Source organism: Herbaspirillum rhizosphaerae, assembly GCF_001189965.1.
GTDB lineage: Bacteria > Pseudomonadota > Gammaproteobacteria > Burkholderiales > Burkholderiaceae_D > Herbaspirillum > Herbaspirillum rhizosphaerae.
Map to the genome: position 1 here is coordinate 30,707 of NZ_LFLU01000004.1, position 26,544 is coordinate 57,250.

Annotated in this window: 27 protein-coding genes and 1 pseudogene; 11 read left to right on the forward strand and 17 right to left on the reverse strand. The window is 60.0% G+C overall.

Translation table 11 applies throughout. The features are described 5' to 3' along the window. Together AKL25_RS07450 and AKL25_RS07455 are read right to left on the reverse strand one after the other, a co-directional pair. Entirely contained in the window at window positions 1-495 is a 495-nt protein-coding gene (locus AKL25_RS07450; protein WP_050477026.1) for a PaaI family thioesterase, read from the reverse strand. 11 nt (window positions 496-506) lie between these two features. Beyond that, window positions 507-809 carry a Dabb family protein gene (locus tag AKL25_RS07455; RefSeq protein ID WP_050477027.1) on the reverse strand — a complete coding sequence of 101 codons (303 nt, stop codon included), beginning with the start codon at window positions 807-809 and terminating at the stop codon, window positions 507-509. 187 nt (window positions 810-996) lie between these two features. On the opposite strand from AKL25_RS07455, the gene AKL25_RS07460 reads away from it, so the two are divergent. Together AKL25_RS07460 and AKL25_RS07465 are read left to right on the forward strand one after the other, a co-directional pair. Continuing rightward, entirely contained in the window at window positions 997-1,614 is a 618-nt protein-coding gene (locus AKL25_RS07460; protein ID WP_050477028.1) for a 3'-5' exonuclease, read from the forward strand. 193 nt (window positions 1,615-1,807) lie between these two features. Continuing rightward, a complete protein-coding gene (locus tag AKL25_RS07465; RefSeq protein WP_050477029.1) occupies window positions 1,808-3,466 on the forward strand; it encodes an MFS transporter in 1,659 nt (552 codons plus the stop codon). Window positions 3,467-3,547: 81 nt separating this feature from the next. Here the strand turns inward: AKL25_RS07465 and AKL25_RS07470 are convergent. Beyond that, window positions 3,548-4,454: pseudogene (locus tag AKL25_RS07470) on the reverse strand (LysR family transcriptional regulator). Between the two features lie 191 nt (window positions 4,455-4,645). Here AKL25_RS07470 and AKL25_RS07475 point away from each other — a divergent pair. From AKL25_RS07475 to AKL25_RS07485, 3 genes are read left to right on the forward strand one after another with little or no spacing between them, the layout of a single operon-like run. Beyond that, window positions 4,646-5,947, forward strand: a complete 1,302-nt coding sequence (locus AKL25_RS07475; protein WP_050477030.1) for a CitMHS family transporter — start codon at window positions 4,646-4,648, stop codon at window positions 5,945-5,947. Window positions 5,948-5,956: 9 nt separating this feature from the next. After that, window positions 5,957-7,297, forward strand: coding sequence for an acyclic terpene utilization AtuA family protein (locus AKL25_RS07480; RefSeq protein ID WP_050477031.1), 1,341 nt, complete (start codon window positions 5,957-5,959; stop codon window positions 7,295-7,297). A 1-nt stretch (window position 7,298) separates the two neighbouring features. Next, entirely contained in the window at window positions 7,299-7,610 is a 312-nt protein-coding gene (locus AKL25_RS07485; protein WP_050477032.1) for an AtuA-related protein, read from the forward strand. A 51-nt stretch (window positions 7,611-7,661) separates the two neighbouring features. Here AKL25_RS07485 and mchS3 read toward each other — a convergent pair whose 3' ends face one another. From mchS3 to AKL25_RS24140, 5 genes are all read right to left on the reverse strand, one after another. Beyond that, window positions 7,662-8,408, reverse strand: coding sequence for an MchS3 family protein (gene mchS3 / locus AKL25_RS23685; protein ID WP_083444609.1), 747 nt, complete (start codon window positions 8,406-8,408; stop codon window positions 7,662-7,664). 85 nt (window positions 8,409-8,493) lie between these two features. Continuing rightward, window positions 8,494-8,751 carry a hypothetical protein gene (locus AKL25_RS07495; RefSeq protein WP_050477033.1) on the reverse strand — a complete coding sequence of 86 codons (258 nt, stop codon included), beginning with the start codon at window positions 8,749-8,751 and terminating at the stop codon, window positions 8,494-8,496. A gap of 1 nt (window position 8,752) precedes the next feature. Continuing rightward, window positions 8,753-9,010 (reverse strand): hypothetical protein, encoded by a 258-nt coding sequence (locus AKL25_RS07500; protein WP_050477034.1) that lies wholly within the window; start codon window positions 9,008-9,010, stop codon window positions 8,753-8,755. Next, complete coding sequence (locus tag AKL25_RS07505) at window positions 9,007-9,210, reverse strand: hypothetical protein (RefSeq protein WP_050477035.1); 204 nt, start codon at window positions 9,208-9,210, stop codon at window positions 9,007-9,009. The genes AKL25_RS07500 and AKL25_RS07505 overlap by 4 nt, the downstream gene beginning before the upstream one ends. Window positions 9,211-9,430: 220 nt before the next feature. After that, complete coding sequence (locus tag AKL25_RS24140) at window positions 9,431-9,586, reverse strand: hypothetical protein (RefSeq protein ID WP_157050538.1); 156 nt, start codon at window positions 9,584-9,586, stop codon at window positions 9,431-9,433. Here AKL25_RS24140 and purT point away from each other — a divergent pair. From purT to AKL25_RS07525, 4 genes are all read left to right on the forward strand, one after another. Continuing rightward, on the forward strand, window positions 9,585-10,796 hold the full coding sequence (purT, locus tag AKL25_RS07510; RefSeq protein ID WP_050477036.1) for a formate-dependent phosphoribosylglycinamide formyltransferase: 1,212 nt from the start codon (window positions 9,585-9,587) through the stop codon (window positions 10,794-10,796). The two genes, AKL25_RS24140 and purT, sit on opposite strands and share 2 nt — an antisense overlap. 160 nt (window positions 10,797-10,956) lie before the next feature. Further along, window positions 10,957-12,558 carry an L-aspartate oxidase gene (gene nadB / locus AKL25_RS07515; protein ID WP_050477037.1) on the forward strand — a complete coding sequence of 534 codons (1,602 nt, stop codon included), beginning with the start codon at window positions 10,957-10,959 and terminating at the stop codon, window positions 12,556-12,558. Window positions 12,559-12,652: 94 nt separating this feature from the next. Further along, window positions 12,653-12,931 (forward strand): putative quinol monooxygenase, encoded by a 279-nt coding sequence (locus tag AKL25_RS07520; protein WP_050477038.1) that lies wholly within the window; start codon window positions 12,653-12,655, stop codon window positions 12,929-12,931. Between the two features lie 146 nt (window positions 12,932-13,077). Beyond that, window positions 13,078-15,405: a patatin-like phospholipase family protein gene (locus AKL25_RS07525; RefSeq protein WP_420840704.1), complete on the forward strand. Its 2,328-nt coding sequence runs from the start codon at window positions 13,078-13,080 to the stop codon at window positions 15,403-15,405. Between the two features lie 24 nt (window positions 15,406-15,429). Here AKL25_RS07525 and AKL25_RS07530 read toward each other — a convergent pair whose 3' ends face one another. From AKL25_RS07530 to AKL25_RS07550, 5 genes are all read right to left on the reverse strand, one after another. Further along, complete coding sequence (locus AKL25_RS07530; protein WP_050477040.1) at window positions 15,430-16,257, reverse strand: alpha/beta hydrolase; 828 nt, start codon at window positions 16,255-16,257, stop codon at window positions 15,430-15,432. Continuing rightward, window positions 16,254-17,558 (reverse strand): MASE1 domain-containing protein, encoded by a 1,305-nt coding sequence (locus tag AKL25_RS07535; protein ID WP_240475676.1) that lies wholly within the window; start codon window positions 17,556-17,558, stop codon window positions 16,254-16,256. The genes AKL25_RS07530 and AKL25_RS07535 overlap by 4 nt, the downstream gene beginning before the upstream one ends. Window positions 17,559-17,768: 210 nt before the next feature. Continuing rightward, the gene (gene nadC, locus AKL25_RS07540) at window positions 17,769-18,656 is read right to left on the reverse strand and encodes a carboxylating nicotinate-nucleotide diphosphorylase (protein WP_050477042.1); all 888 of its coding nucleotides are present in this window, start codon (window positions 18,654-18,656) and stop codon (window positions 17,769-17,771) included. After that, a complete protein-coding gene (gene nadA / locus AKL25_RS07545) occupies window positions 18,653-19,792 on the reverse strand; it encodes a quinolinate synthase NadA (RefSeq protein WP_205627224.1) in 1,140 nt (379 codons plus the stop codon). Before nadA ends, nadC begins: the two co-directional genes overlap by 4 nt. Window positions 19,793-19,826: 34 nt before the next feature. Further along, a complete protein-coding gene (locus AKL25_RS07550; RefSeq protein ID WP_083444610.1) occupies window positions 19,827-21,425 on the reverse strand; it encodes an ABC-F family ATPase in 1,599 nt (532 codons plus the stop codon). Window positions 21,426-21,609: 184 nt separating this feature from the next. Here AKL25_RS07550 and AKL25_RS07555 point away from each other — a divergent pair, with 184 nt between their 5' ends. Further along, window positions 21,610-22,206 (forward strand): DUF1439 domain-containing protein, encoded by a 597-nt coding sequence (locus AKL25_RS07555; protein WP_050477045.1) that lies wholly within the window; start codon window positions 21,610-21,612, stop codon window positions 22,204-22,206. On the opposite strand, the gene ldcA is transcribed toward AKL25_RS07555, so the two are convergent. The 4 genes from ldcA to queE all read right to left on the reverse strand — a co-directional run bounded on the left by ldcA (window position 22,193) and on the right by queE (window position 24,975). Next, the gene (gene ldcA / locus AKL25_RS07560; protein WP_240475677.1) at window positions 22,193-23,203 is read right to left on the reverse strand and encodes a muramoyltetrapeptide carboxypeptidase; all 1,011 of its coding nucleotides are present in this window, start codon (window positions 23,201-23,203) and stop codon (window positions 22,193-22,195) included. The genes AKL25_RS07555 and ldcA overlap by 14 nt on opposite strands. Then, window positions 23,196-23,735, reverse strand: a complete 540-nt coding sequence (tadA, locus tag AKL25_RS07565; protein WP_050477047.1) for a tRNA adenosine(34) deaminase TadA — start codon at window positions 23,733-23,735, stop codon at window positions 23,196-23,198. The genes ldcA and tadA overlap by 8 nt, the downstream gene beginning before the upstream one ends. Before the next feature lie 32 nt (window positions 23,736-23,767). Beyond that, window positions 23,768-24,214, reverse strand: a complete 447-nt coding sequence (gene queD / locus AKL25_RS07570; protein ID WP_050477048.1) for a 6-carboxytetrahydropterin synthase QueD — start codon at window positions 24,212-24,214, stop codon at window positions 23,768-23,770. A gap of 125 nt (window positions 24,215-24,339) precedes the next feature. Then, the gene (gene queE / locus AKL25_RS07575) at window positions 24,340-24,975 is read right to left on the reverse strand and encodes a 7-carboxy-7-deazaguanine synthase (RefSeq protein WP_050477049.1); all 636 of its coding nucleotides are present in this window, start codon (window positions 24,973-24,975) and stop codon (window positions 24,340-24,342) included. Window positions 24,976-25,237: 262 nt separating this feature from the next. On the opposite strand from queE, the gene AKL25_RS07580 reads away from it, so the two are divergent. Next, window positions 25,238-26,527: a type II toxin-antitoxin system HipA family toxin gene (locus tag AKL25_RS07580; protein WP_050477050.1), complete on the forward strand. Its 1,290-nt coding sequence runs from the start codon at window positions 25,238-25,240 to the stop codon at window positions 26,525-26,527. Window positions 26,528-26,544 lie beyond the last annotated feature (17 nt).

The window sequence follows — 26,544 nt, forward strand, 5'->3', positions numbered from 1 at the left end:
TCAGTCCTGTTGCGATGATGCCGGAGCAGCCGCGGCAGCTTGTCTATCATGCGCTTCGTGCGCTTCGTGCGTCAGCTTCTTGGCGATGTCGACGCGTTTGATGGCCTTGAATGTCCCCAGCGCCTTGGCGACCAACTGGTCGCCGTTCCACAGTTCGGCTTCGCAAAAACACATGGTGGTGGAACGGTGATAGGCCTTGCCGCGCGCGACGATGGTTTCACCGGCCTTTCCGGCCGGCTGCAGAAAGCTGGTGCTCATGTCGACCGTCGCCGACGACTTGGCGTCCGGGATGGCGGTGCGTGCCGCCAGCCCCATGGCGACATCCATCAATGTCATGGAAATGCCGCCTTGCGCGACATGCCAGCTGTTCATGAATTCAGGCTGCAGCTTGAGCGCCATGACCGCCTTGCCGTCGCCGTATTCCACGACTTCGACGCCGAGGCTTTCCAGATAAGGATTGCCGTTGGTGAAAACTTCAGAGAGTGAATAAGCCATGTCGCGCGAACTCAGACCAGGTAGTCCATGCATTGGCGTCCTTCGCGGATCGCGCCGATGAAAGGCTTGATGGCGATGTGATCCGGATGATCCTGATAAGCATCCAGCGCAGCTTTGGATTCGAACTCGGAATACAGCACGACATCGTAAGTGGCTTCCAGACCGGGCTGCGCCAGTGCCGCTTCGAACTTCAGGATGCCCGGCACCAGATTGGCGCAACCATCCAGCAAGTCCTTCATCTTGCGCGCGTTGGCGGCCTTGTCGGCGCCTTCGGCCTGATCTTTGAGTTTCCACATGACGATATGTTTGAGCACGGTATTTCTCCTGACTGCAAATGAGTAAAGGGTGAATGGTGAATCGCAAAGCCGTAATGATAAGCGAAGGCGGCCAGGCAAGCAGGCGATGCCGCCGCCCTGTTTTCGAAGGAGAAGCCGGCGCGTATTAAAATGACGCCCTTGTGCTGTCATTCGTTGTCATTTTCTTTTCTGGATTAGCGTTACCGTGATCAATCAACCTGTCGTCATGCTGGACTTCGAAACCACCGGCCTGAGCCCCGCGCAAGGCGCTCGCATCACCGAAGTCGCCGCACTGCGCATCGTCGACGGACGGATCGTCGATCGTTTCGTGTCGCTGATCAATTGCGACGTCGAGGTTCCTTACGAAATCACCGCGCTGACCGGCATCACGCAGGAAATGGTCGATTCGGCGCCATCGGTGGAGCGCGTCCTGCCGGAACTGCTGCGCTTCATCGGCAGCGATGCCCTTGCAGCGCACAACGCCAGTTTCGACTCCAAATTCCTGACGGCCGAAGCCGAACGCCTGGACATGCAGGCGAGCTATTCCGAACTGGTCTGCTCGCTGCTGCTGTCGCGCCGCTTGCTCCCGGGGCTGCCCAGCTACCGCCTGTCGAGCCTGGCCGACAATCTTGGCATCCGCTTCAGCGGCCACGCCCACCGGGCCGAAGCCGATGCCGAAGTCTCTGCCGAATTGCTGCTGCACCTGAGCGACCGTTTGCGCGGCCACTACAAATGCCCGCACATCGATCCTGGTCTGCTGGCCGCGATCAATCGCCTCCCCGCCGCCAAAGTCCCGGGATTCCTGCAAGAACAAACCGTCTGATTTTTGCTGCACCGCACCTGCCATACGCCTGCGCATCCGCTCCGGATCCCGGATTGCGCCTGTAAGCTTATGTAAGTTTCAAGCAAGTCCTGCGTAAGTTTCGCGTCGCACACTCCATGCGTGCACAAATGGCGCCTGCGCAGTTTGAGTCGCCCGTTTGTACATCCACATTAATAAAATCAAGGAGACAAGCATGGCGACAGCTTCCACTGCGCACACCATTACGCCTGAAGAGCGCAAAGTTATTTTTGCCTCTTCGCTGGGCACTGTGTTTGAATGGTACGACTTCTATCTGTACGGCTCGCTGGCAGCAATCATCGCCAAGCAATTCTTTGCCGGCACAGATCCCAACACCGCATTCATTTTCGCCTTGCTGGCATTCGCCGCAGGCTTCATCGTGCGTCCTTTCGGCGCGCTGGTGTTCGGCCGCCTGGGTGACCTGGTCGGGCGTAAATACACCTTCCTGGTGACCATCCTGATCATGGGTGCGTCGACCTTCATCGTCGGCATCCTGCCGAACTACAACTCCATCGGCATTGCCGCACCGGTGATCCTGATCATTCTGCGCATTCTGCAAGGCCTGGCGCTGGGCGGTGAGTACGGCGGTGCAGCGACCTACGTCGCCGAGCACGCACCGGAAGGCAAACGCGGCTCCTTCACTGCGTGGATTCAAACGACAGCAACTTTGGGCCTGTTCCTGTCGCTGCTGGTGATCCTGGGTGTGCGTACCGCCGTCGGCGAAGCCGCATTCGCAGACTGGGGCTGGCGCATTCCTTTCCTGGTGTCGATCATCCTGCTGGGCATTTCCGTCTGGATCCGCCTGTCGATGAATGAATCGCCGGCTTTCCTGAAGATGAAATCCGAAGGCAAGATTTCCAAGGCGCCGCTGACCGAAGCATTCGGCCGCTGGAAAAACCTGAAGCTGGTCATCCTGGCGCTGATCGGCATGACCGCAGGTCAAGCCGTGGTCTGGTACGCAGGTCAGTTCTACTCGCTGTTCTTCCTGACGCAAACGCTGAAGGTTGACGGTCCGCTGGCCAACATCCTGATCGCACTGGCGCTGCTGCTGGCGACACCGTTCTTCCTGATCTTCGGTTCGCTGTCCGACAAGATCGGCCGCAAGCCGATCATCCTGGGTGGCTGCCTGATCGCTGCCGTGACTTACTTCCCGATCTTCCAGGGTCTGACCCACTACGCCAACCCGGCATTGGAAGCCGCACTGCAAAAAGCACCGGTGATCGTCACTGCCGATCCTGCCACTTGCCAATTCCAGTTCAACCCGACCGGCACCAAGAAGTTCACTTCGTCTTGTGATATCGCCAAGGCCAAGCTGTCGGCCGCTTCGGTGAACTACGAAAACGTGGCTGCGGCGCCTGGCACGGTGGCCACCATCAAGATCGGCGACAAGATCATCACCTCGTATGACGCCGCCGGCCTGTCCAAGGAAGACGCTGCTGCTAAAGACAAGGCGCTTTCCAAGGAATTGGCTGACGATATCAAACTGGCCGGTTACCCAACCAAAGCTGATCCGGATCAGATGAACAAGCCGATGGTTCTGCTGTTGCTGTTCATCCTGGTTCTCTATGTGACCATGGTCTACGGCCCGGTCGCTGCCGCGCTGGTTGAGATGTTCCCGACTCGCATCCGCTACACTTCGATGTCCATGCCTTACCACATCGGTAACGGCTGGTTCGGCGGCCTGCTGCCAACCACGGCGTTCGCACTGGTGGCCTACAAGGGCGATATCTACTACGGCCTGTGGTATCCGATCGTGATCGCCCTGGCGACTTTCGTCATCGGTCTGCTCTTTGTCAAGGAATCCAAAGACAACGACATCAACGCCGAAAACTGACAGTATCAAGAGGGGGAAGCCGGACGGCTCCCTCGCTTGCCAGGAGTCTGAAAGTACAAGTGAGAGAGTACGTCGAGCCGGTCAGGGTGCAAATCCTGACCGGCTTTTTTCTTGTATCAGTTCCAGCAAACCTTGCGCGGCAATCGACAGGCTGCGCTCCTTGGCTTTGACGATCAGCAGCGGCCGCACCAGATTGGGCGCGTTCAGCGGAATCGCCACCAGATTCGGATGACGGAACTGGAACAGCGTCAGCTCCGGCACCAGACTCACCCCCAGCCCGCTTTCAATCAGGCCGGCGACGGTCGCCAGATGCTCCACTTCCAATCCGGTATTGATCACGCCGACCGGTTGCAGCAGCGCGTCGAGATGCTGGCGCACGCTGGTCGAGCGCGCCAGGTGAATCAGTTCGCAACCTGCCAGTTGCGGAATCTGGATGATGCGTTTTTTGGCCAGCTTGTGATCGAAGCCGGCATACGAGATAAAAAGGGTCTTCACACAACGGCTGCGTGTCGAACTCCGTCAGGTTCGGCCCCGGTGCCGTCAACGCAATATCGGCTTTGCCCTGGCGCAGATAGTTCAGGCAATGATCTGAAATCGCATCGAACAACTCCACCGTCACCCCCGGATGCCGGGCGCGATAAGCCGCCAGCACCGGCGGCAGCCAGCCCGCCGCCAGCGACGGCAAGGCAGCGATCGACACCCGCCCCTTGCGGCGCGCGACATAGTCGCTCATGTCCGCAAACGCGGCCTCGATATCGCTCATCAATTGCCGCGCCACTTCGACAAACAATTCCCCTTCCGGCGTCAGCGTGACATTACGGGTATCGCGTTCAAACAGCCGGGCGCCGGCGGCGGCTTCCAGTTTTTGGATCATCACGCTGAAGGCCGATTGCGACACGTGGCAGCGCTCGGCCGCGTGGCCGAAATGACGGCAATCGTTGAGCGCCAGAAACCCTTGCAACAGCTTGGTCGAGATATTTGCTTGCATGGCAATTCATTCATAAAACCGATTAATCAATCGGAAAAATGCACTTTACAACAAAATTGCGCGCCGCCTACACTCGCCCTGCAATCACATAGCGTCTGGACCAGACCTATATACCCATCCAGACGGATCGACAAGAATCCTCGGAAACCGCCAAGCGGTATTCCGCCAAACAAAAAACACCGGAGACACGCATGCTCGCCCTGCTCGGCTTTATCACGATCGTTTTGCTATTCACGGCCATCCTCACCAAGAAGATGTCGCCGCTGGTCGCCCTCATCGCCATCCCTATCGCTGCCGCCCTGATCGGCGGCTTCGGCATGCAGACGTCCAAATTCATCGTCTCCGGCGTCACCTCGATTGCACCGGTGGCCGGCATGTTCGTGTTCGCGATCCTGTTCTTCGGCATCGTCACCGATGCCGGCATGCTGGACCCGATCATCAGTCGCATCCTGCGCACCGTCGGCAGCCGCCCCAGCCGCATCGTGCCGGGCACGGCCTTGCTGGCGCTGCTGATCCATCTGGACGGCTCCGGCGCCGTGACCTTCCTGATCACCATCCCCGCGATGCTGCCGCTGTACAACCGCCTCGGCATCGACAAACGCATCCTCGCCTGCGTGGCCTCGCTGGCGGCCGGCGTCAACTTCCTGCCGTGGACCGGGCCGATGATTCGCGCGTCGGCGGCGTTGCACATCCCTGTCAGCGACATCTTTACGCCGCTGATTCCGGTACAACTGGTCGGCCTGGCATTCGTCTTCATCACCTCGTACGTACTCGGCCTGCGTGAAGAAAAACGCCTAGGCCTGAGCAGCGGCGCTGCTGCCGGCGTGGTGCAGGAACACGTGTTGAACGAAGAAGAAAAGAAGATCCGCCGTCCGCGCAATTTCTGGATCAACATCATCCTGACCGTGTTCGTACTGGGCGTGATGATCAGCGGCAAGGTCGACCCGGTCGTGATGTTCATGATCGGCGTGGTGCTGGCGCTGATGATCAACTATCCCGACGTCAATATGCAGCGCGCCCGCATCGATGCGCATGCCAAGGCTGCGCTGCTGATGGCCAGCATCCTGTTCGCGGCAGGCGTGTTCACCGGCATCATGACCAAGTCCGGCATGCTGACGGCGATGGCGAAGATGGCGGTCGGCTTCGTGCCGCCGTCGATGGCCTCGCATATCCCGGTCGTGCTCGGTCTGCTGTCGATGCCGCTGAGCCTGCTGTTCGATCCCGACTCGTTCTACTTCGGCGTGCTGCCGGTAATTGCCGAAGTCAGCCACCTGCTCGGCGTGCCGTCGATCCAGGTTGCACAGGCTGCGTTGCTGGGCCAGATGACCACCGGTTTCCCGGTCAGCCCGCTGACGCCGGCAACCTTCCTGGTGTGCGGCCTGGCCGGCATCGAACTGGCCGATCATCAGAAGTACACGATTCCCTTCCTGTTCGGCGCCTCGGTGATCATGACGATTGCCTGCGTGCTGCTCGGATTGTTTCCCTTGCTGTAAAGACTTGCCATGAAAATCATCCGCATCGGCGCGGGCGCAGGCTATTCCGGCGACCGCATTGAACCCGCCGTCGAACTCGCAGAAAAAGGCGAGCTCGATTACCTGATCTTCGAATGCCTGGCCGAACGCACCATCGCCATCGGTCAGCAGGCGCGCCGCGCCGATCCGACAAAAGGCTACGACCCACTGCTGGCCGAGCGCATGTATGCGGTGCTCAAATTGTGCGCCGACAAGGGCATCAGGATCATCACCAACATGGGCGCCGCCAATCCGCTGGCCGGCGCCGCCAGGATCCGCGACATCGCGAAGGAACTCGGCCTGCCGCAATTGAAGATTGCCGCCGTCGGCGGCGACGACGTGCTCGACATCTTGCAGAGCGGCGACTACCGCATCGAAGACAACGGCCTTCCGGTCAAGTCGCTCGGCGACAAATTGATCTCCGCCAACGCTTATCTCGGCGCGCAGCCGATTGTCGACGCGCTGAAAGCCGGTGCAGATGTCGTCATCACCGGCCGCATCGCCGATCCGGCACTGGCACTGGGACCGCTGATCCATGAATTCGGCTGGGCTACGGACGACTGGCAACGACTCGGCCAAGGCACCGTGGTCGGCCATCTGCTCGAATGTGCCGGCCAGATCACCGGCGGCTACTTCGCCGATCCCGGCGTGAAAGATGTCAAGGATCTGGCGCGCCTGGGCTTCCCCATCGGCGAAGTCAGCGAAGACGGCAGCGTCGTCATCACCAAGGTGGCAGGCTCGGGCGGACAAGTCACCGCCGCCACCTGCAAGGAACAATTGCTGTACGAAATCCACGATCCGCGCAGCTACTTCACGCCCGACGTGATCGCCGATTTTTCGCAAATCGTCATCACCGAAATCGGTCCCGACCGCGTCGCCGTCAGCGGCGGCAGCGGACGCGCCCGGCCCGACACGCTCAAGACCACGCTCGGCTATGTCGACAGCTATATCGGCGAAGGCCAGATTTCCTACGCCGGCCCCGGTGCGCAGGCACGCGGGCAACTGGCGCTCGATATCGTGAAGGAGCGCCTCGCCATCATGGGCCTGCAAAGCGATGAAATGCGCTACGACCTGATCGGCGTCAACGCCATCCACGGTGCGCAACTGTCTGCCGCAGCCGGCGAGCCATACGAAGTACGCGCACGCGTGGCGGGCCGCACAGCCAGCATGCGCGAAGCCGTACGCATCGGCAATGAGGTCGAGACGCTCTACACCTGCGGTCCCGCCGGCGGCGGCGGCGCTACCAAATCGGCGAAGGAAATCATCGCCGTGCTCTCGGCGCTGGTGCCGCGCGACCTGATCAAACCGACCATCCATTTCGAGGAGAGCTGACATGCTACTGCGTGACATCGCGCATGCGCGCGCGGGCGACAAGGGCGACATCTCCAACATTTCCGTGATCGCCTATGACATCGACGACTATTCCATGCTGGAAAAGCATTTGACGGCGGAGCGCGTGAAGGCGCATTTTGCCGGCGTGGTGCATGGCGAGGTCGTACGCTACACATTGCCGCATCTGGGTGCACTCAACTTTGTGATGCAGCAGGCGCTGGGCGGCGGCGTGACGCGTTCGCTGGCGCTGGATGCGCATGGGAAGAGTTTGAGCGGGGGGATATTGGGGATCGATATTTCGGACTGGTCTTGAGCGAGATACATTTTAGTAGCAGAGGTGCCTTGCCTGAGCGTACTGATGGTCCTACTGTGCGATGAGACCCTCATTGCAGCCGGCATTTTCAATAAACACCAACACGTCGGATATTTTCTCCTTGTTTAAAACATCAGCGCGCAGCACGGAAATAGTTTTATTTGTCTGCCGGAGACTGCGGACTGCTCCTGCAAAACTCGCTGGGGAAAGTTTCTTCAAGCCGCAAGCGGCATACATCTTCGCTTCATTTGTGGAAGATGTTGAGTGAAGAATTCTTTCAAAAATCTCGTGCGCATTTTTTGCGTTACGTATTCTTCTGTATAGATTTTCCCCGGTGCTGATGTGCCCCACGAAACCGACCATACCGATGGCAAAGGTATTGATTTTCTTGAGTTGCTCGACATCCTCTTGCAAGGAAGATTCTTCAACATCGACGGGACCGAATACACGTGTTTCAGCGCTTCCGAATCCACCTTGTGCAACAAGGTAGTAGCGTGCCGAAGAAGAACACACATAACAATCCACACCAAACAATTGATAGAAGTAATGCTGTGGATATGCCGGTAGTTGTGCCCCGAACGGAGCGATAACGCGAGACGAGTTCGCCAGAACATGCGTCGCCTCTTCTTCAGCGATTTCAGGAAAAGGAATCTTGCTGAGCGTGCTCAGATCTTTCACGAAAGCGTAGCGCTTGGCAAATTGTTTTCCGATACGGCCCGGCTCTTGCGCCGAAGAGAACGGTGTTGCGCCTGCGTACCAGATACAGGCAATTAGAATGTTTTTTTGGAAGATGGACATAGACAAAAAATATTGTTCAGCTTGAAATTAATACCGCTTCGTCGGTAGCAGTGACTCTTCCATCGTCAATATCGCTTGCCATCCATCAATCATCCAGCTGAGGCCAAAGCTTCACCAGCAACAACGGAACGAATATCGTCAACAAACTGCACAGTCCCAAACCCGCCCATGTCGACAGCAGCACCAGCATGCCCCCGATTGCTTCGGTAGATGAGGCAAGATGTCGAAACACCATGTAACCCATTGCGGCAGCCACGCTATAGCCAGTCAGAGCAATGGTGACCTGGAACCAACGCCGGTTTTCCAGAAGTTTTTTCTTCACCGACACAGTTTTCATATTCACGTCACATCTCAACGGGAGGTGTTTTATAAATCAACGAGGGAAACAGCTTTCCAACACTGATCTCAAGCATCCCGTTCAGGGCATCCCGGATTCCCCAGCTGGAGGCAAGAAATATGAAAATTCTGCCGAAGCCACTTCCATCGGCCGAACCGAAGAACGGACCGGGAAGTCCTCCCCATTCAAACAATGGATTGACCAGCAACATCGGCAGAAGCGTTAGGCAAGCTACGTACCATTGATTTTTATCGCGAAGATTCATATTGAGTCATCTTTCAAATGATTTTCAGCCAGCGTCATAAAGCCGTAGAAAATCCCAAACATATCGCCACGCATAGCAAAATATTTCTTGCCCGGCTGTGCACCGTCGCAGTGGATTTGCTGTACTTTTTTGGAAATAACAATAGAAAAAGAAATCGCAACTAGCCCGACCAAAACGAGATATGGCTGCGGGTCAGTCACCGCATTAATTCCTTCTACTTAATACAAATTTTTAAGAACTGGAATTGGAAAACAGGCGTGACAATTGGCTAGCCGATGCGAGTCCTATCAGATGTTTTGTTGACGGAGAACATTTACTCCGATCTGACAAGGACATCGATTGAACCAGAAACAGACGTCCGTTGACCGTGATGGCAAGTGATACCTGTCACTTTTCAGATTTCTTCTGCCGCAGCCTCATTCAAGCACCGACGTAAAAAGTTGATAAATCTGAAACATACAAAACATCAGGCGAGCCAAAATCACTCCCAGCATCACCACTTTTGGCTGTCCAAAACCCCCAAGATTTGGTATCGTCGCGCGATTCCTCGACTTTCCTATCTGCATTGACCTCCATGAAGACACCTGTCCGCCTCGGCACTCCGCTTTCCCCTTCCGCCACCAAAGTCATGCTGCTCGGCTCCGGCGAGCTTGGCAAAGAAGTGATCATTGCCCTGCAACGCCTGGGGGTGGAAGTGATTGCCGTGGACCGCTACGCCGATGCGCCAGGCCATCAGGTCGCGCATCGCGCGCATGTCATCAACATGACCGACGGTGCAGCGCTGGCGGCGCTGATCGAAAAGGAACAGCCTGATCTGGTCGTGCCGGAAATCGAAGCCATCGCTACCGAAACCCTGGTCGAACTCGAAAAAGCCGGTAAGGCGCGCGTCATCCCGACCGCCCGCGCCGCCTGGCTGACCATGAACCGCGAAGGCATCCGCCGTCTGGCCGGTGAAACGCTGAGCCTGGCGACTTCGCCTTACCGCTTTGCCGACAGCCTCGAAGAATTGAAAGCCGCCACCGAACAGATCGGTTTCCCGTGCGTGATCAAGCCGGTCATGTCGTCCTCCGGCAAGGGCCAGTCGAAGATCGACAGCGCCGCCGAAGTCGAAGCGGCATGGAACTACGCGGCCGCCGGCGGCCGTGTCGACTCCGGTCGCGTGATCGTTGAAGGCTTCATCGACTTCGATTATGAGATCACCCTGTTGACCGTGCGCTCGCTCAACGAAAACGGCGACACCATCACCAGCTTCTGCGAACCGATCGGCCATGTGCAGGTCAAGGGCGACTATGTCGAATCGTGGCAACCGCATCCCATGCACCCGACCGCGCTGGACAAGGCGCGCGACATCGCTCGCAAAGTCACCGAAAACCTTGGCGGGCTAGGCCTGTTCGGCGTGGAGTTGTTCGTCAAGGGCGAGATGGTCTGGTTCTCCGAAGTCAGCCCGCGTCCGCACGACACCGGCATGGTCACCATGGTCAGCCAGATCCAGAGCGAATTCGAACTGCACGCCAAGGCCATCCTCGGCCTGCCGGTCAACGTCGCGCTGCGCACGCCGGGCGCCTCTGCGGTGATCTACGGCCAGCACGACGCCAAGGCCATCGCCTTTGAAGGCGTGGCCGATGCGCTGCGCATCCCCGGCGCGGACATTCGCCTGTTCGGCAAGCCTGAATCGTTTGAGCGCCGCCGCATGGGCGTGGCGCTGGCTGCTGCGGACACCGTCAACGATGCACGCATCCGCGCCAAGCAGGCTGCCGCCAAGGTCAAGCCGGTCAAGACCAGCTAATCCGCCGTATCGGCATCGCTGCGCGCTCGCGCGGCGATGCATCCCTCCTGCTGTTCCCCCTGCTTCCCCGCTGACATCGACCTGTGCGATTGCCGACCACGATCCGCAACTGATTGGCGGCTATAATCGTGCATTCCTTTCAACATCTTCCTCAGCTCCCATGAAATTCGATGTCGCCATCATCGGCAGCGGACTTGCCGGTTTGTCGGTTGCCCTGCATCTTGCCGAAAAGAAAAACGTAGTCGTGATCTCCAAGGGCGAACTGCTCGACGGCGCCAGCAACTGGGCGCAAGGCGGCATCGCTGCGGTGCTCGATTCGGGCGACAGCCATGAACAGCACATCGACGACACGCTGATCGCCGGCGCCGGGCTGTGCGACGAAGCCTCGACCCGTTTCATCGTCGAGCACGGCCGCGCAGCGATCGAATGGCTGATCGAACAAGGCGTGCCTTTCACCCGCGACGACAGCGCCGAGCTGGGCTATCACCTGACGCGTGAAGGCGGCCACAGCCAGCGCCGCATCATCCACGCCGCCGACGCCACCGGCCATGCGGTGCAGGTCACGCTGGAGCAACGCGTGCGCGCCCATCCCAACATCACGCTGCTGGAGCATCACTGCGCCATCGACGTCATCACGACGAAGAAACTCGATCCCGCCGCCAAAGGCACGCCGCGCTGCGTCGGCGTCTATGTACAAGACATCAGGCAGGGCAAGGTCGTCACCATCGCCGCCGATCACACCGTGCTGGCCACCGGCGGCGCGGGCAAGGTGTATCTCTATACCTCCAATCCGGATTCCGCCACCGGCGACGGCATTGCGATGGCGTCGCGCGCCGGCTGCCGTGTGGCCAACATGGAATTCATCCAGTTCCACCCGACCTGCCTGTATCACCCTTACGCCAAGTCCTTCCTGATCAGCGAAGCGCTGCGCGGCGAAGGCGCCCTGCTGAAGCTGCCGGCCGGCGCCGGTGCAGCTGCGGGCACCCGGTTCATGCCTGAGCACGACGCGCGCGCCGAACTCGCGCCGCGCGACATCGTCGCCCGCAGCATCGACTTTGAAATGAAGAAACGCGGCCTCGATCACGTCGACCTCGACATCAGCCATCAGCCGCCGGAATTCATCAAGGAACATTTCCCGACCATCCAGGCGCGCTGCCTGGAGTTCGGCATCGACATCACCAGACAGCCGATCCCGGTCGTGCCGGCCGCGCATTACACCTGCGGCGGCGTCGTCACCGACATGTCGGGCCGCACCGATCTGCCCGGCCTGTACGCCGTCGGCGAGACTGCCTACACCGGCCTGCACGGCGCCAACCGCCTGGCCAGCAATTCGCTGCTGGAATGCCTGGTGCTGGGACGCGCCGCTGCGCACTACATCGAGCAACAGGCTGCCGCGCCTGAACTGGCCTTGCCGGCCTGGGACGAAAGCCGCGTCACCAACGCCGACGAAGAGGTCGTGATCTCGCACAACTGGGACGAGTTGCGCCGCTTCATGTGGAATTACGTCAGCATCGTGCGCACCAACAAGCGCCTGGAACGCGCACAGCATCGCATCCGCCTGCTGCGCGAAGAGATCGACGAGTACTACGCCAACTTCCGCATCACGCGCGACCTGCTCGAACTGCGCAATCTGGTGGAGGTGGCGTCACTGATCGTCAACAGCGCGCTGGCGCGCAAGGAAAGCCGCGGCCTGCATTACAGCCTGGACTATCCGGACACGCTGGCGAAGGCCTTGCCGACGGTGTTGTCGCCGCAAAAATAAATGCAGCGGCCCGGGGTTCGGGATAATAATAGGAAAGAACTGGCAGAAAAAGCAGCGGCAGCCGCACCAACCAGACTCGCAGAAGGAGGAGATGATGAGCATCACGCGTATCAATACATTCCGGGCGCTCGACGATCATGTCGATGAATTGAAAAAATTCCTGCTGGCGCTGCTGCCGACCATCCGCACATCGTCCGGTTGCCAGTCCTGCCAATTGCTGCAAGACCAGACCATCCCGTCGCGCATGGTCATCATAGAAATCTGGGACACCATCGAAGCCCATCACGACTCCTTGCAGCATGTCTCGCAAGCCAGCATCGACGAAGTGAAAACCATGCTGGCCGCACCGCCGGTCGGCGGCTACTACCAGTAAAATTCCTGCTGTACGATCAAGCCGGAACCGGTTGCCGGCTCCTGGCACGTGAAGACGGCGAGACGATCCGACTCGCGCATGGAGCATTCACCCTGCAAGTTTTCTGCTTTTCATATTTTCCCTGCTTATCACGTTGCCGATACCGCATGGCGCGATTTACCATTGCAGCATCGCCATTCTTCCCTCCCATCGTGATACGCACGCCCTTCCTCACCCTGCCCCGCCTTGTCGCGGGAGTCGCACTGGCTGCCTTGCTCATACAATCGGCCATGTCTGCCGAGAACATCGACACCGCCATCAAGGAACCCGCCGCCAAGCCGCGCCCACGGATCGGCCTGGTGCTGTCCGGTGGCGGCGCGCGCGGCTATGCCCATCTGGGCGTACTGCAATATCTGGAAAAGCTGCACATCCCGGTGGATTACATTGCCGCCACCAGCATGGGCGCGCTGGTCGGCGGCCTTTACGCCAGCGGCATCTCGGCGGAAGAACTGGAACACCGCCTGGCGCAAACCAACCTCAGCGACATCGCCTTCGACCGCAACGAACGCGCCAAACTGCCGCAGTCGCAACGCGAGGATGATTTCCAGTATCCGATATCGGTTGCCGTGGGTTACGACGACGGCAAGCTGAAGCTGGCGCCCGGTCTCGTGCAAGGCAACAACCTCCTGACGCTGCTGCAAAACTGGACCGCGCAATTACCCGGCAATATTTCCTTCGACCGCCTGCCGATTCCATTCCGCGCCGTCGCCACCGACCTCGGCAGGGGCACCGCCGTGATTCTCGACCACGGCTCGCTGCCGCGCGCGATGCGGGCCAGCATGGCCGTCCCGGGACTCTTTGCGCCGTATCAGATCGACGGCCGCACGCTGGTCGACGGCGGCCTGGTCAGCAACCTGCCGGTGCAGGAGGCGCGCGACATGGGCGCCGACATCATCATCGCCGTCAACATCGCCACGCCGCTGCAGGATCCAGCCAACCTGCAATCGCCGACGGCCGTGGCGCAACAGATGGTCGGCATCCTGATCCAGCAAAACGTCAAATCGCAGAAAGCATTGCTCGGCAAAAACGACATCCTGATCGAACCTGAACTGACCGGCATGTCCTTCACCGATTTTGCGCGCGGCCGGGACGGCGTCAATGCCGGCTGGGATGCCGCCCAGGCGCAAAGCCGGCGGCTGACCGAACTGTCGCTGCCGCCGGAACAATGGCAAGCCTATCTGGCGACGCGCCACACCGACATGGCGCTGGCCAAAGGCACGCGCGTCGACACCATTGAAATCAAGACCACCGGCCGCATTCCGGCCGCCTACGTGCGCAACCGCCTGAGCGTCAAGGAAGGCGACGTCTACGACGCCGACCAGATCAACCAGCAGTTATCGCAACTCTCGACCAACGGCGACTTCAATGCATTGACGCAGGAAATGGTAAGCAAGGACGGTAAGAACGTCTTGCTGATCGACGCCGAAGAAAAATCCTGGGGTCCGCAATATCTGCTGTTCGGCCTGGGCATCTCCAACACCTTCGACGGTCGCGGCAGCGTCAACCTGCAAATCGGCCATCGCTATCCCTGGATGAATCAAAGTGGACTGGAGTGGCGCAACGACCTTGTCCTGGGCAACAAGCGCGCGAGCCTGCACAGCGAGTTGCGCCAGCCGGTCTTCGGCGCTTCGGGCCTGTACGTTTCGCCCTATGTCGATATCGGCCGCCGTTATGTCGATGTTTATCCGGACGGCAGCGACGCCAAGGCGTCGCCCATCACCCAATATCGCATCGATACTGCTATTGCCGGCGTCGACCTCGGCATGCCGCTGGACCGCCTGGGAGACCTGCGGCTGGGCGTCAGCTATCAGCACACCAAGTACACGCCGACCTATAACGTCTCTCTGGACAGCTTCGGATCGCTGTTCAATGCCAGCCAGTCCAGCCAGCCGGTGGCGCGTGCACGCCTGACGATCGACCAGCTCGACGACCCGCTGTTCCCGCGCAAGGGCTACTACATCTATTCGGAAGTCAATCGCGGTTTCGGCAATGTAGACAATCGCTACAGCGACGCGCAACTCAAGACGCTATGGGCCTTCAGCCGGGACCGCAACACGTTTAACGTCGCTGTGGAAGCCGCCAGCACCCTGTCCAGCAACAATGCGGGGCCAGGATTTTTCCTCGGGGGATTTCAACGCCTGTCGGCGTATGCCTCGGACCAGTTCTACGGCAATTATCTGCTGTACAGCCGCCTGACTTATCTGCGCGACCTGACCGACTACAGCCTGCTCGGTCTGCGCAACCCGGTGCTGGGCACCAGCCTGGAAGCCGGCAATGTCTGGCAGACGCGCGACGCTTTCGGCGACGGCCCGTACAAGAAAAGCCTGAGCCTTTTCCTGGGAGGGAACAGCCCTGTCGGCCCGGTCTATTTCGGGGCCGCGCTCGGCCAGCAAGGCGTGTGGAATTTGTATCTGCAACTGGGCCGCGTGTTCTGAGCGGAAGCTGAGGCGACGCCCGAATTACGCGTCGTCGTTTTTTTCTTCCGCGACTGCACCACGCATGCGCTTGCGCTCCGGCATCGGGGGAAAACCGAAAAACGCCAGCACGCTGTTGGCGACCTGATCGCGGTCGTTGTCGACGCAGATCATGTGGTAGCTGTTTTCCAGCACCACGGTGCGGGCATCGGGTATCGTCGCCTGCAGATATTCCGCCGAGCGCAGGCTGGTCAGTTCATCTTCGCGTGCATGCACGATCAGCGTCGGCGCCTTGATGTTCTTTGCGCCGGCGCTCACCCATTTCCGCAAACGGTCGACCTGACGAATGCAGGCCATCGGCACCCAGCGATAATGGAAATTGTCGCCGCGCTCGAACTTGGCTTTCACCACGGCGCGCACCAGCGTGTTCTTGATGCCGAACGGTTCGCCCTCTTCCACCTTCATGCGCGAAGCAACGCCGGGAATCAGGTAGAACAAGGGCCGCAGGCCGGCATACCAGGGCGTCGACCAGCCGTCGATATAGATAGGCGGCGCCAGCGTGACCAGCTTGCCCTGCTGCGCCGTGTGACCGACGCGCTCGCACACCGCCAGCGCCAGCAACGCGCCCATGCACATGCCCATGACATGCAATTGCTCGTACTGAGGCTGCAATTCGCGGTACTGCGCAACGACCATATCCATCCATTGCTCGGCGCGGATCGGGATGAGGTCCTCAGGCCTGGTGCCGTGTCCGGGCAAGGTCACGGCATGGGTATCGGCGCCAGCTTTTTGCAGGATCCTGTGCATCGATCCCAGATCGTATTGCGTGCCGCCCAGCCCGTGAATCAGCATCACGCCAACCTTGGCAGTCATTTTGCACTCCGGCCCTGTGCGAGATCGGCTGCATCGAAATGCCAGGCGCCCGCGACCATGACCAGACTGCCGTCCGGATCGCGCAGGCTGCGGCTCATGTCGGTCGCCCCGACGATGCGTCCATCGGCCAGCAACAGGCGGAACGGCATGTCTTCCCGCACATCGTCGCCATCATCGCCGTCGCTGTGTTGATCTTCCAGCCAGCGCTGGCGCAGGCGATGCTGATCCAGCGGGTGCACCAGCCTGAGCGCGTCATCCAGTGTCGAGAGCTGCTCCGGCGACAGGCCCAGCAGGCTCTGCGCGTCGCCGCTCCAGGCGATGGTTTTCTTTTCGGGGTTGATGCTATAGACCAGTTGGCGGCTCACCGTCAGCGCCAGTTCGACCTCATTCTTCCAGCGCGCCACCTCTTCATGCAACTGTTCGCGCGTGGTCTTCAGGGCGCTTATCAGCAACGACAGCAGCGAAGCCACCGCCAGGTAGACCTGCAATTCGAGCAAGGCATTGCTGGAATTCAGTCGGACCAGTTCGACGAAAGGCCCGCGCCCCAGCGAATTGTAGACAAAGGCCATCAGCGACAATACCGCCACCGACAAGGCGCCGCCGCGACCGCCCCACAGCAGGGCGACCAGCGCGATGAAGAACAACGGCAGATAGGTCGAGGAAAAATCGATATCGAAGATGATGCGGTCAAGATCGCTGTCGAAGGCGATGTAAGCAGTTGCAATCACCGCGATGAAGGCCGCCAGTCCCAGCAGAAATTCGGTTCGTGCAATACCGCCAGAACGCGTCGCGCGGAACTGCGACCAGCTCGCCAGCACCGGCGTCATGATCAGCATGCCGACCAGATCGGACATCGCCCAGACACGCAGGGTCGGCCAGAACGGCGTTCCTTGCGTCGTCACGAACCAGGCCGCGCCGAAGATCCCGCTGACCACGCTGGCGCCGACGCCGACCATCAGCAGGCCGCGAACGAAGTACAAGCCCTCCATCGGGAAAGGCGCGCGCCTGACCAGCCACACCGCGACCGCGGCAACGCCGATTTCGTCGAGGCAGAACAAGGCCATGCGCCAGAGTTCGCGATGCTCCAGCCAGCCCAGCAGAATCTGCGCCGCGAACAACAGCACCAGCAGCGGAAACCAGCGCGCCGTCGGCGTCAGCAGCAAGGCGCTGACCGTGATCCCGGCCGGCAGCCAGATGTATCCCGTCGCGACGAAAGAGCCGTTCAATGCATGCGACACATAGCCGAACACGAAGTACAGTGCAGCCCACAACAAAGGTGCGACGAGATTGTTTGATTTCACGATGGGTTCCCCGGAGACGCGGCATGCTGTTGCCCGCCGGGACGTTCCCGGGCAAGCGGATGCGGCATTTTAGCAGGCGACCGGAGCATTCCGGATGCCGGAAAAAAACAACCCGCAGGCCTCGACGGCGATGCAGGTCGTTCTTTAAAAACAGCGAGGTGCGAGATCTATGCGGCTTTCCGAAGAAAACGGGCAAGATCGCCCACTCGCTCAGCCGGTGATGCGCAGCGAATAGTCGATCGCCTGGATGTCCTTGGTAAGACTGCCGACGGAGATGCGGTCCACGCCGGTCTCGGCAATCGCACGCACGGTTTCCATGTTGATGCCGCCCGATGCTTCCAGTACGGCGCGGCGCGCCGTGATCATGACGGCTTCGCGCATCATGTCCAGCGTGAAGTTGTCCAGCAGGATGGAGGTCGCGCCGGCAGCCAGGGCTTCGCCCAGTTCGTCGATGCTTTCCACTTCGACCTGGATGGTGACACCTGCGTTGAGCTTGATGGCGGCAGTGACTGCCGCCGTGATGCCGCCGGCTGCGGCGATGTGGTTTTCCTTGATCAGGATGCCGTCGTACAGCGCCAGGCGCTGGTTCATGCCGCCGCCCACGCGCACCGCGTACTTCTGCGCCAGGCGCAAGCCCGGCAAGGTTTTGCGGGTATCGAGGATGCGTGCACGGGTGTCGCGGATCAGGTCGACATAACGGCGCGTCGCGGTCGACACGCCGGACAAGAGTTGCAGGAAATTCAAGGCGCCGCGTTCTGCCGTGAGCAAGGCGCGTGCCGGACCTTCGATGCGGCAGACTTCATCGTTGGCTTGCATGAGATCGCCTTCGCCGAACTTCCACTCGACGCGCAGACGCGGATCCAGGCGCGCCATGACGGCTTCAAACCAGGGTGCACCGCACAGCACGGCTTGCTCGCGCACGATGACGCGCGCCTTGACGTGTTCGTTCTCCGGCACCAGCTTGCCGGTGTGATCGCCGTTGCCGACATCTTCGGCGATGGCCAGATTGACGTTGGCGTCGAACGCCGCCGACAAGGCCGGATCGAAAGGCGCAAACGGATTGCGCAGGTTGCTGGTGCTGCTGACGGTGAGACTCATGCTGGGCCGATTCCTGCAAACAGTTTTTGTTCGTTTTCCAATGCGCCGGTGGCGCGCACATTGGCTTTCTTCTGCGCCGCAAAGTCCAGCATGCGGTCGATGCATACCACGGCCTTCTTGCCGATAACGGGATCGACGTGGATTTCGTTGCTGCCGGTTTCCAATACCTGCAACAGGTTTTGCAAACCGTTCATGGCCATCCAGGGGCAATGCGCGCAGCTCTTGCAGGTGGCGCTGTTGCCGGCGGTCGGCGCATCGATGAACATCTTGCCCGGCGCGGCCATGCGCATCTTGTGCAGGATGCCGTTGTCGGTGGCGACGATGAATTCCTTCGCATCCGAAGACTGCACGGCAGCGATCAGTTGCGAGGTCGAGCCAATCACGTCGGCTTGCGCGACGACGGCTTCGGGCGACTCCGGATGAACCAGGATCAGCGCCTTGGGATATTCCTTGCGCAGCAGCTCCAGCTCGACGCCCTTGAACTCGTCGTGCACCAGGCAGGAGCCCTGCCACAGCAGCATGTCGGCGCCGGTTTGTTTCTGGATATAACCGCCCAGATGCTTGTCGGGCGCCCACAGGATTTTCTTGCCCTGCTCATGCAGGTGCTTGACGATGTCGAGACCGATCGACGATGTCACCATCCAGTCGGCGCGCGCTTTGACGGCGGCGCTGGTGTTGGCGTAGACCACCACGGTGCGGTCCGGGTTGGCATCGCAAAATGCGGTGAACTCGTCGGTCGGACAGCCCAGATCGAGCGAGCATGTCGCGTCGAGATCGGGCATGAGGATGCGTTTTTCGGGGCTCAGGATCTTGGCGGTTTCGCCCATGAAGCGCACGCCGGCAACCACCAGCGTCTGCGCCGCGTGACTGCGGCCGAAGCGCGCCATTTCCAGCGAATCGGAGACGCAGCCGCCGGTTTCTTCGGCGAGGTCTTGCAGGTCTCCATCCACGTAGTAATGGGCCACCAGCACCGCGTTCTTTTCCTTCAGCAATTGCCTGATGCGCGCCTTCAGTGCCTGGCGTTCATCTGCCGTCGGCGTGGCCGGAACCTTGGCCCACGCGTTGGCGGTGCAGCTGCTGCCTGTCTCCATCTGCGGCCGTTCAAATTCGACGACCTTCATTGCGGTTGCTTGCATGGCTTTTGTGTGGCGCCGAAGCGCCTGAAAAGATTTACTGAATGCCCTGGCTGGCCAGATAGTCTTCGTAGCTGCCCTGGAAGTCGACGATCTCGTTTTCCTTCACTTCCAGAACGCGCGTCGCCAGCGACGAAACGAATTCACGGTCGTGCGACACGAAGATCAGTGTGCCGGCATATTTATCAAGCGCGATGTTGAGCGACTCGATCGATTCCATATCCATATGGTTGGTCGGTTCGTCCATCAGCAGGACGTTATGGCGGCCCAGCATCAGCTTGCCGTACATCATGCGCCCCTTTTCACCGCCGGACAGTACATTGACCGATTTCTTGACGTCATCGCCGGAGAACAGCAGACGGCCGAGAATCGAGCGTACCGCCTGATCGTCGTCGCCTTCCTGGGTCCATTGGCCCATCCAGTCGGTCAGGGTCTCGCCCTTGGCGAATTCTTCGGTCGGATCCTGCGGCATGTAGCCGACGTTGGCGTTTTCCGCCCATTTGACCAGGCCGCTGTCCGGTTGCAGGCCGGCGATGTCGCCGCCGATGCTGCGCAACAGCGTGGTCTTGCCGACGCCGTTGGCGCCGATGATGGCGATGCGCTCGCCGGCTTCAACCATGATGCTGAAGTTCTTGAAAATCGGACGGTCGTAGGTCTTGCTGATGCCTTGCGTTTCCACAGCCAGACGATGCAGCTTCTTCTCGCCGTCGAAACGGACGAAAGGATTGGCGCGGCTCGACGGCTTGATGTCTTCGACCTTGATCTTGTCGATCTGCTTGGCGCGCGATGTGGCCTGGCGCGCCTTGGATTTGTTGGCCGAGAAGCGGCGCACGAAGTCTTGCAGCTCGGCGACTTTTTCCTTGGCCTTGGCGTTGACCGACAATTGCTGCGCACGCGCTTGCGAGGACGCCAGCATGTATTCGTCGTAGTTGCCCGGATAGACCTTCAGCGTGCCGTAGTCCATGTCGGCCATATGCGTACAGACCTGGTTCAGGAAGTGGCGATCATGGGAAATGATGATCATGGTGGAGTTGCGCTCGTTGAGCATGTCTTCCAGCCAGCGGATGGTGTTAATGTCGAGGTTATTGGTCGGTTCGTCGAGCAGCAGGATGTCCGGGTTCGAGAACAGCGCCTGCGCCAGCAAGACGCGCAGCTTCCAGCCCGGCGCGACGTTGCTCATCGGGCCCTGGTGCTGTTCGATCGCGACGCCCACACCCAGCAACAACTCGCCGGCGCGCGCTTCGGCGGTGTAGCCGTCGTATTCGGCAAACTTGGCTTCCAGGTCGGCGGCCTTCATGTAGTCGTCGTCGGTGGCTTCCGGATTGGCGTAAATCGCATCGCGCTCGGCCATTGCGGCCCACATCTCGGTATGCCCCATCATCACGACATCCAGCACGCGCATTTCTTCATACGCAAATTGATCCTGGCGCAGCTTGCCCAGACGCTCGTTGGTATCCAGGCTGACATTGCCGGCTGACGCCTCGAGATCGCCGCCGAGGATTTTCATGAACGTCGACTTGCCGCAACCGTTGGCGCCGATCAGGCCGTAGCGGTTGCCGTCGCCGAACTTGACGGAAATGTTTTCAAACAGCGGCTTCGGGCCGAACTGCATGGTGATGTTTGCTGTGGATAACACTGAAAAAAGCCTTTACGTATGGAAATTGCCTGAAGCCAGGTGTAAACGCGTGATTTTACCATTGCGGGCCAAGTCCCGCGTGACTCTGCCTCACTGCCGTGCCGCGCGGAAATGGTTTTGAATTATTTGCGCGCAGCCGGGCTCTAAGAGTTTCGGTAACAAATGAACAACAAACGGACAATCCATGATCATGACGACAACACGATCGCCGGCCAAAAGCTGGCGCCATGCTCTTGCCGCAGCCGCCCTGGCCTGCGGCGCACTGGCCGCAGCCGGCGCCAGCCGGGCCGCCTACAACATCTGGACCAGCGAATACACCTTCGCGCGCGCCGACCTGCAGACTGCCATCGCTACCCAGTTTCCGCGCAAGCTGCGCTATATGGAGATGTTCGACGTCAACCTGAGCAATCCGCGCCTGAGCCTGAACGAAAAGACCAATCGTCTGATCACCACCGTCGACGCCCAGATCGACAACAAGCTGCTGATGAACAAACCCGTGACCGGCACGCTGGCCATGAGCAGCGCGCTCAAGTACGATCCCGCCGCGCGCGCCGTCAAACTGGATGCGCCGGCGGTGGAGAAAGTCGACATCGCCGGCGTTCCGGCGCAATACGCGCCGCAATTGAACGCCATCGGCAATGCCGCTGCGGAACAGGTGCTCAAGGATTACCCGATCTACACCTTCAAGCCGGAGCAGTTGGAAATGAACGGCAAACGTTTCGAACCCGGCGCCATCACGGTCCTGAGCGACGGCGTCAAGGTGGAAATCAAGCCTCAGTAAATTTCGCCGGCGCAGATGCGGACGACAACGCGGACGTCACGGTTGGATAACCGCTGAGCGTCAACGTGAAACCGCCCTCATCCGCCTGCAGCTCGGCATGACCGCCCACCGGCAGCGTCACGCGATCGGGGATGTGCCCGAACGGCAGGCCGGTCACCAGCGGCGCCGACAGGTGCTGGCGCGCATAGGCCAGCATCTGCTCGAAGTTGTAGCCGTTGTCGTAGTCCGACAAGCGGTAATTGGAAAAATCCCCCAGCAAGACCGCCTTCTGGCGCGCCAGCACCCCGGCATGTTCCAGTTGCAGCAGCATGCGCTCGACGCGGTAAGGATGTTCGTTGACGTCTTCGATAAACAGGATGCCGCCGTCGACCTGCGGGAAATACGGCGTCCCCAGCAAGTGCACGATCATCGCCAGATTGCCGCCCCACAGCATGCCCGATGCCTTGAGCGTCGGATTGCCGGCAGATACGGCTTTGATGGTCTGGGTCGGCTGCGTCATGGTGCGCCAGAAACTGTTCATGGTCATCGCGCTCGGCGTCTCGGTGCCGAAATCGCTGCACAGCATCGGCCCGGCAAACCCAGGCGCGCCGGTCTGCGCCAGCAAGGCCAGATGCAAAGCGGTGATGTCGCTGTAACCGATGAACAATTTGCCGCTGGCAGCCAGCGCGCGATAGTTCAACGCAGGCAGGATGCGCGACACGCCATAGGCGCCGCGCAAGGCCATGACGATCTGTACTTCCGGATCCGCCGCCGCCTGCTGGATATGTGCAGCGCGGCCGATGTCGGTAGCGCCGAAGCGCTGATGGCGCGCCGCATGATCGTAGTAGCTTTTGACTTTGCACCCCTGCGCTTCCAGCAAGGCGATGCCGCGGCCGACTGCGGCTTCGTCAGGCGCATAGCCGCCCGGCGCGACGATGGCGACACAGGTGCCGGGAGGGATGCGGATATCGGCAGGAAGCATGGATTCAGTCACAGCGTCAGTCACTAATTCAGTCATTGAGTTCTTCATCGGTTAGCTGCGCATGGGCGATGGCCTGGCGCTGCAGTCGCTCCTGTTTCAGGCGCTCGCGTCGTTCGGCAAAAAAATCCTTGAGCAACTGCCCGCATGCATCGGCCATCACGCCGCCGACCAGCTCGGTGTGATGGTTCAATTGTTCCTGTTCGAACAGATTGACCACCGAACCGCCGGCGCCGGTCTTGGGATCGGCTGCGCCATAGACGACACGCGCCAGTCGCGCATGCATCATCGCTCCGGCACACATGATGCACGGCTCCAGCGTGACGTACAACTCGCAACCGGGCAAACGGTAGTTGCCGAGTTTTTCGGCGGCGGCGCGCAGGGCCATGATCTCGGCATGCGCTGTCGGATCGTGTTTGCCGATCGGCTGGTTGAAACCGGTTGCGATGACTTCACCGTCCTTCACCACCACGGCGCCCACCGGCACCTCGCCCAGGTCCCAGGCGTTTTGCGCCTGCGACAAAGCCAGGCGCATGTGCTGCATGTGCTGTAGCTCGATGGCGTCGCTCATGATCTGGGGTCAGTTATGCAGTCAGCGATGCTTCAGTCCGCCGTCACTTCGGCCCAGCAATTGGGCGTCTCGTGCAGCACCAGTTTTTGCAGATGCAAGCCCGTGCCGTAAGCGTCTTTGTAGGCAGCATTGAGGATATCGAACGCGGTGCGCGCCAGGTTTTCCACAGTCGGAATACGATCAATCACGACGGTCTTGTGATCCGGCAGGCTGGCCAGGAAGTCGCGCACCGGCTTGTCTTTTTCATACACCAGGAAAGCGTGGTCCCAGACATCGACCAGATACTGCTTGGCCAGTGTCTTGATGTCGGAGAAATCCATGATCATGCCGTTGTCGGAGCTGCCTTCGACTTCGATGACCTTGCCCACCAGCGTGATCTCCAGCGTATAGCGATGGCCGTGCAGATTGCGGCACTGGCTCTTGTGGTCGGGGATGCGGTGGCCTGCATCGAATTCGAGTTTACGTGTAATGGTCAGCATGAACGCTCGGTAATGTTGAAAACGGGGTCAGATTGTAAACAAACGCATGGCGCGACGGCGCCGCCGTCGGCTATAGCGGGTATACGTTTGCAGTGTAAGCCAATGTGCAGCGACAAATGATGCAATCAGGGAATCTGCAGCAACTTGTGGGTCTGGATGCTCAGCTTCCACCTGGGATTGCTCTTCACCAGTTCGATCGCCAGCTTGGTATTGCGCGCGGCGTCGGGGCCATCCATCGGTTGCAGCAGGAAGTGTTCAAAGTCCAGTTGTTCATAATCGGACAACACCTGCGCCTGCTGCGGAATGACGACCTTGAGTTCGCTGCCCTTGAACACCTTCAGCTCGGAACCCATCTTCGGGCTCACGCAGATCCAGTCGACGCCCGGCGGAACCGGGATCGTGCCGTTGGTTTCAATCGCGATCTCGAAACCGACTGCATGCATGCTCGTAATCAGCGCTTCGTCCAGCTGCAGCAGAGGCTCGCCGCCGGTGAACACCACATATTTGCTGGCGGCATACGTCGCCGGCCAGAGATTGTCGATGGTCTGCGCGAGCGCATCGCTGGTCTTGAACTTGCCGCCGCCCTCGCCGTCCGTACCGACAAAATCGGTATCGCAGAACTGGCAGATCGCCTTGCTGCGATCTTCCTCGCGGCCGGTCCACAGGTTGCAGCCGCTGAAACGGCAAAACACCGCCGGGCGGCCGGCATGCGTACCCTCGCCTTGCAAGGTATAGAAAATTTCTTTGATGCTGTAAGTCACAATGATAGGGAGCGCTGGCGGCGTGGGCGCCGCGGGTTTCGGAGTTTGCCTGAGCGGCAGTCACAGAGCCTGCTGCTCCGGTTTTCCGTAAAGCGGCATTATAGCCTGTCCGGCGCATGCGCCGCTGGGAAAGGCGCGCAGCGCTGCCGTAAACCGTCTTCGCGCCAAACAACAACACTTCACGGCGACATTTCCTATAACGGCAGAAAAATATCACTATAATCAGTAAATACTTACTTACTAATACAGTTTTTCTGCCCATATGCAAAATTTTTGCACCATAGAACTGTTCAGTGACGACCAATGGACCGAAGCCGCCACGGTGAGCCTGACGGGGGATGCCGCGCTTGGCACGCTCGCGCCGACCTCCAGCGGATACGGCCTGGAATATGCCGTCGCCTGGCCAAACCGGCGCGATGCGCATGCGCTTTGCAGCGGCTTTCCCGTGTCATTCTCGGGCCTCGACCTGCAGCATTGGCCGGTCTTCCTGATCGACATGCTGCCGCAGGGCTATGGCCGGCAAGAATTGCTGCGGCGGCTGGACATGCCCGAAACCACCGAAGCGGCAGGCGACTGGCCGCTGCTGCTCGCCGGCGCAGGCAATCCGATCGGCAATCTGCGCATCAAGGAAGCGGCGCAATGGCTGCAACAGCAAGACGGCCCCTTGCATGGCTTCACCGATGACGACGTCGCCACACGCGCCGACGACTTCACCGAATATCTGGCACAGCACGGCCTGTTCGTCGCCGGTTCATCCGGCGTACAGGGCGAATGGCCGAAGATCCTGCTCACCCGTGCTGACGACGGTTTGCTTTATCTCGATCATGCACTGCCCGACGAACGTGCACGAGAGCATTACATCGTCAAATTCGGCCGGGGATCCAACGAGCGGCTGGCGCAAATCCTGCGGCAGGAAGCGCCTTACATGGATATCGCCCGCCATCTGGGCCTGCGCGTGCACGCAAAGCTGCGGATGCAGGATCGCGCCCTGTTCATTCCGCGCTTCGATCGCCGTGTCGACAACGGCAAAGTGCTGCGCCTGGCGCAAGAAAGCCTGGCGACACTCACCGACAAACCCCGCTTCGGCCAGGTGCCGACGCACGATGAGGCTTGCCTGAAATTATGCCAAGTGGCTTCGGATCCTCTGGCGGAGATCTGCGAATACCTGCGCCGCGACGTCGCCAACATCGCGCTGGCCAACAAGGACAACCACGCGCGCAATACTGCCGTTGCCCGCGACGCTGCCGGGCATATCGGCCTGACGCCGCTATTCGATTTTGCGCCGATGTATCTGCATCCGGACGGCATCTCGCGCCGCATACGCTGGTCGCAGCACGACAATGGCAGCCCGGACTGGCAAGCCGTCATCGACATGGTGGCGGAGCAAACCGGGTTGCCACGCATGCCTCTGCTGGAGACCTTGCAAGCCATGGCGGAACCGTTGCTGGAAGTCGCCGATCATGGCGGCGACTTCGGTTTGGAAAACGACGTGCTGGCCTACCTGCAACAGCATTTGCGCACGCACGCAAAACGCCTGCAGGCATTGCGCTAAACGATTGCACCGAACTG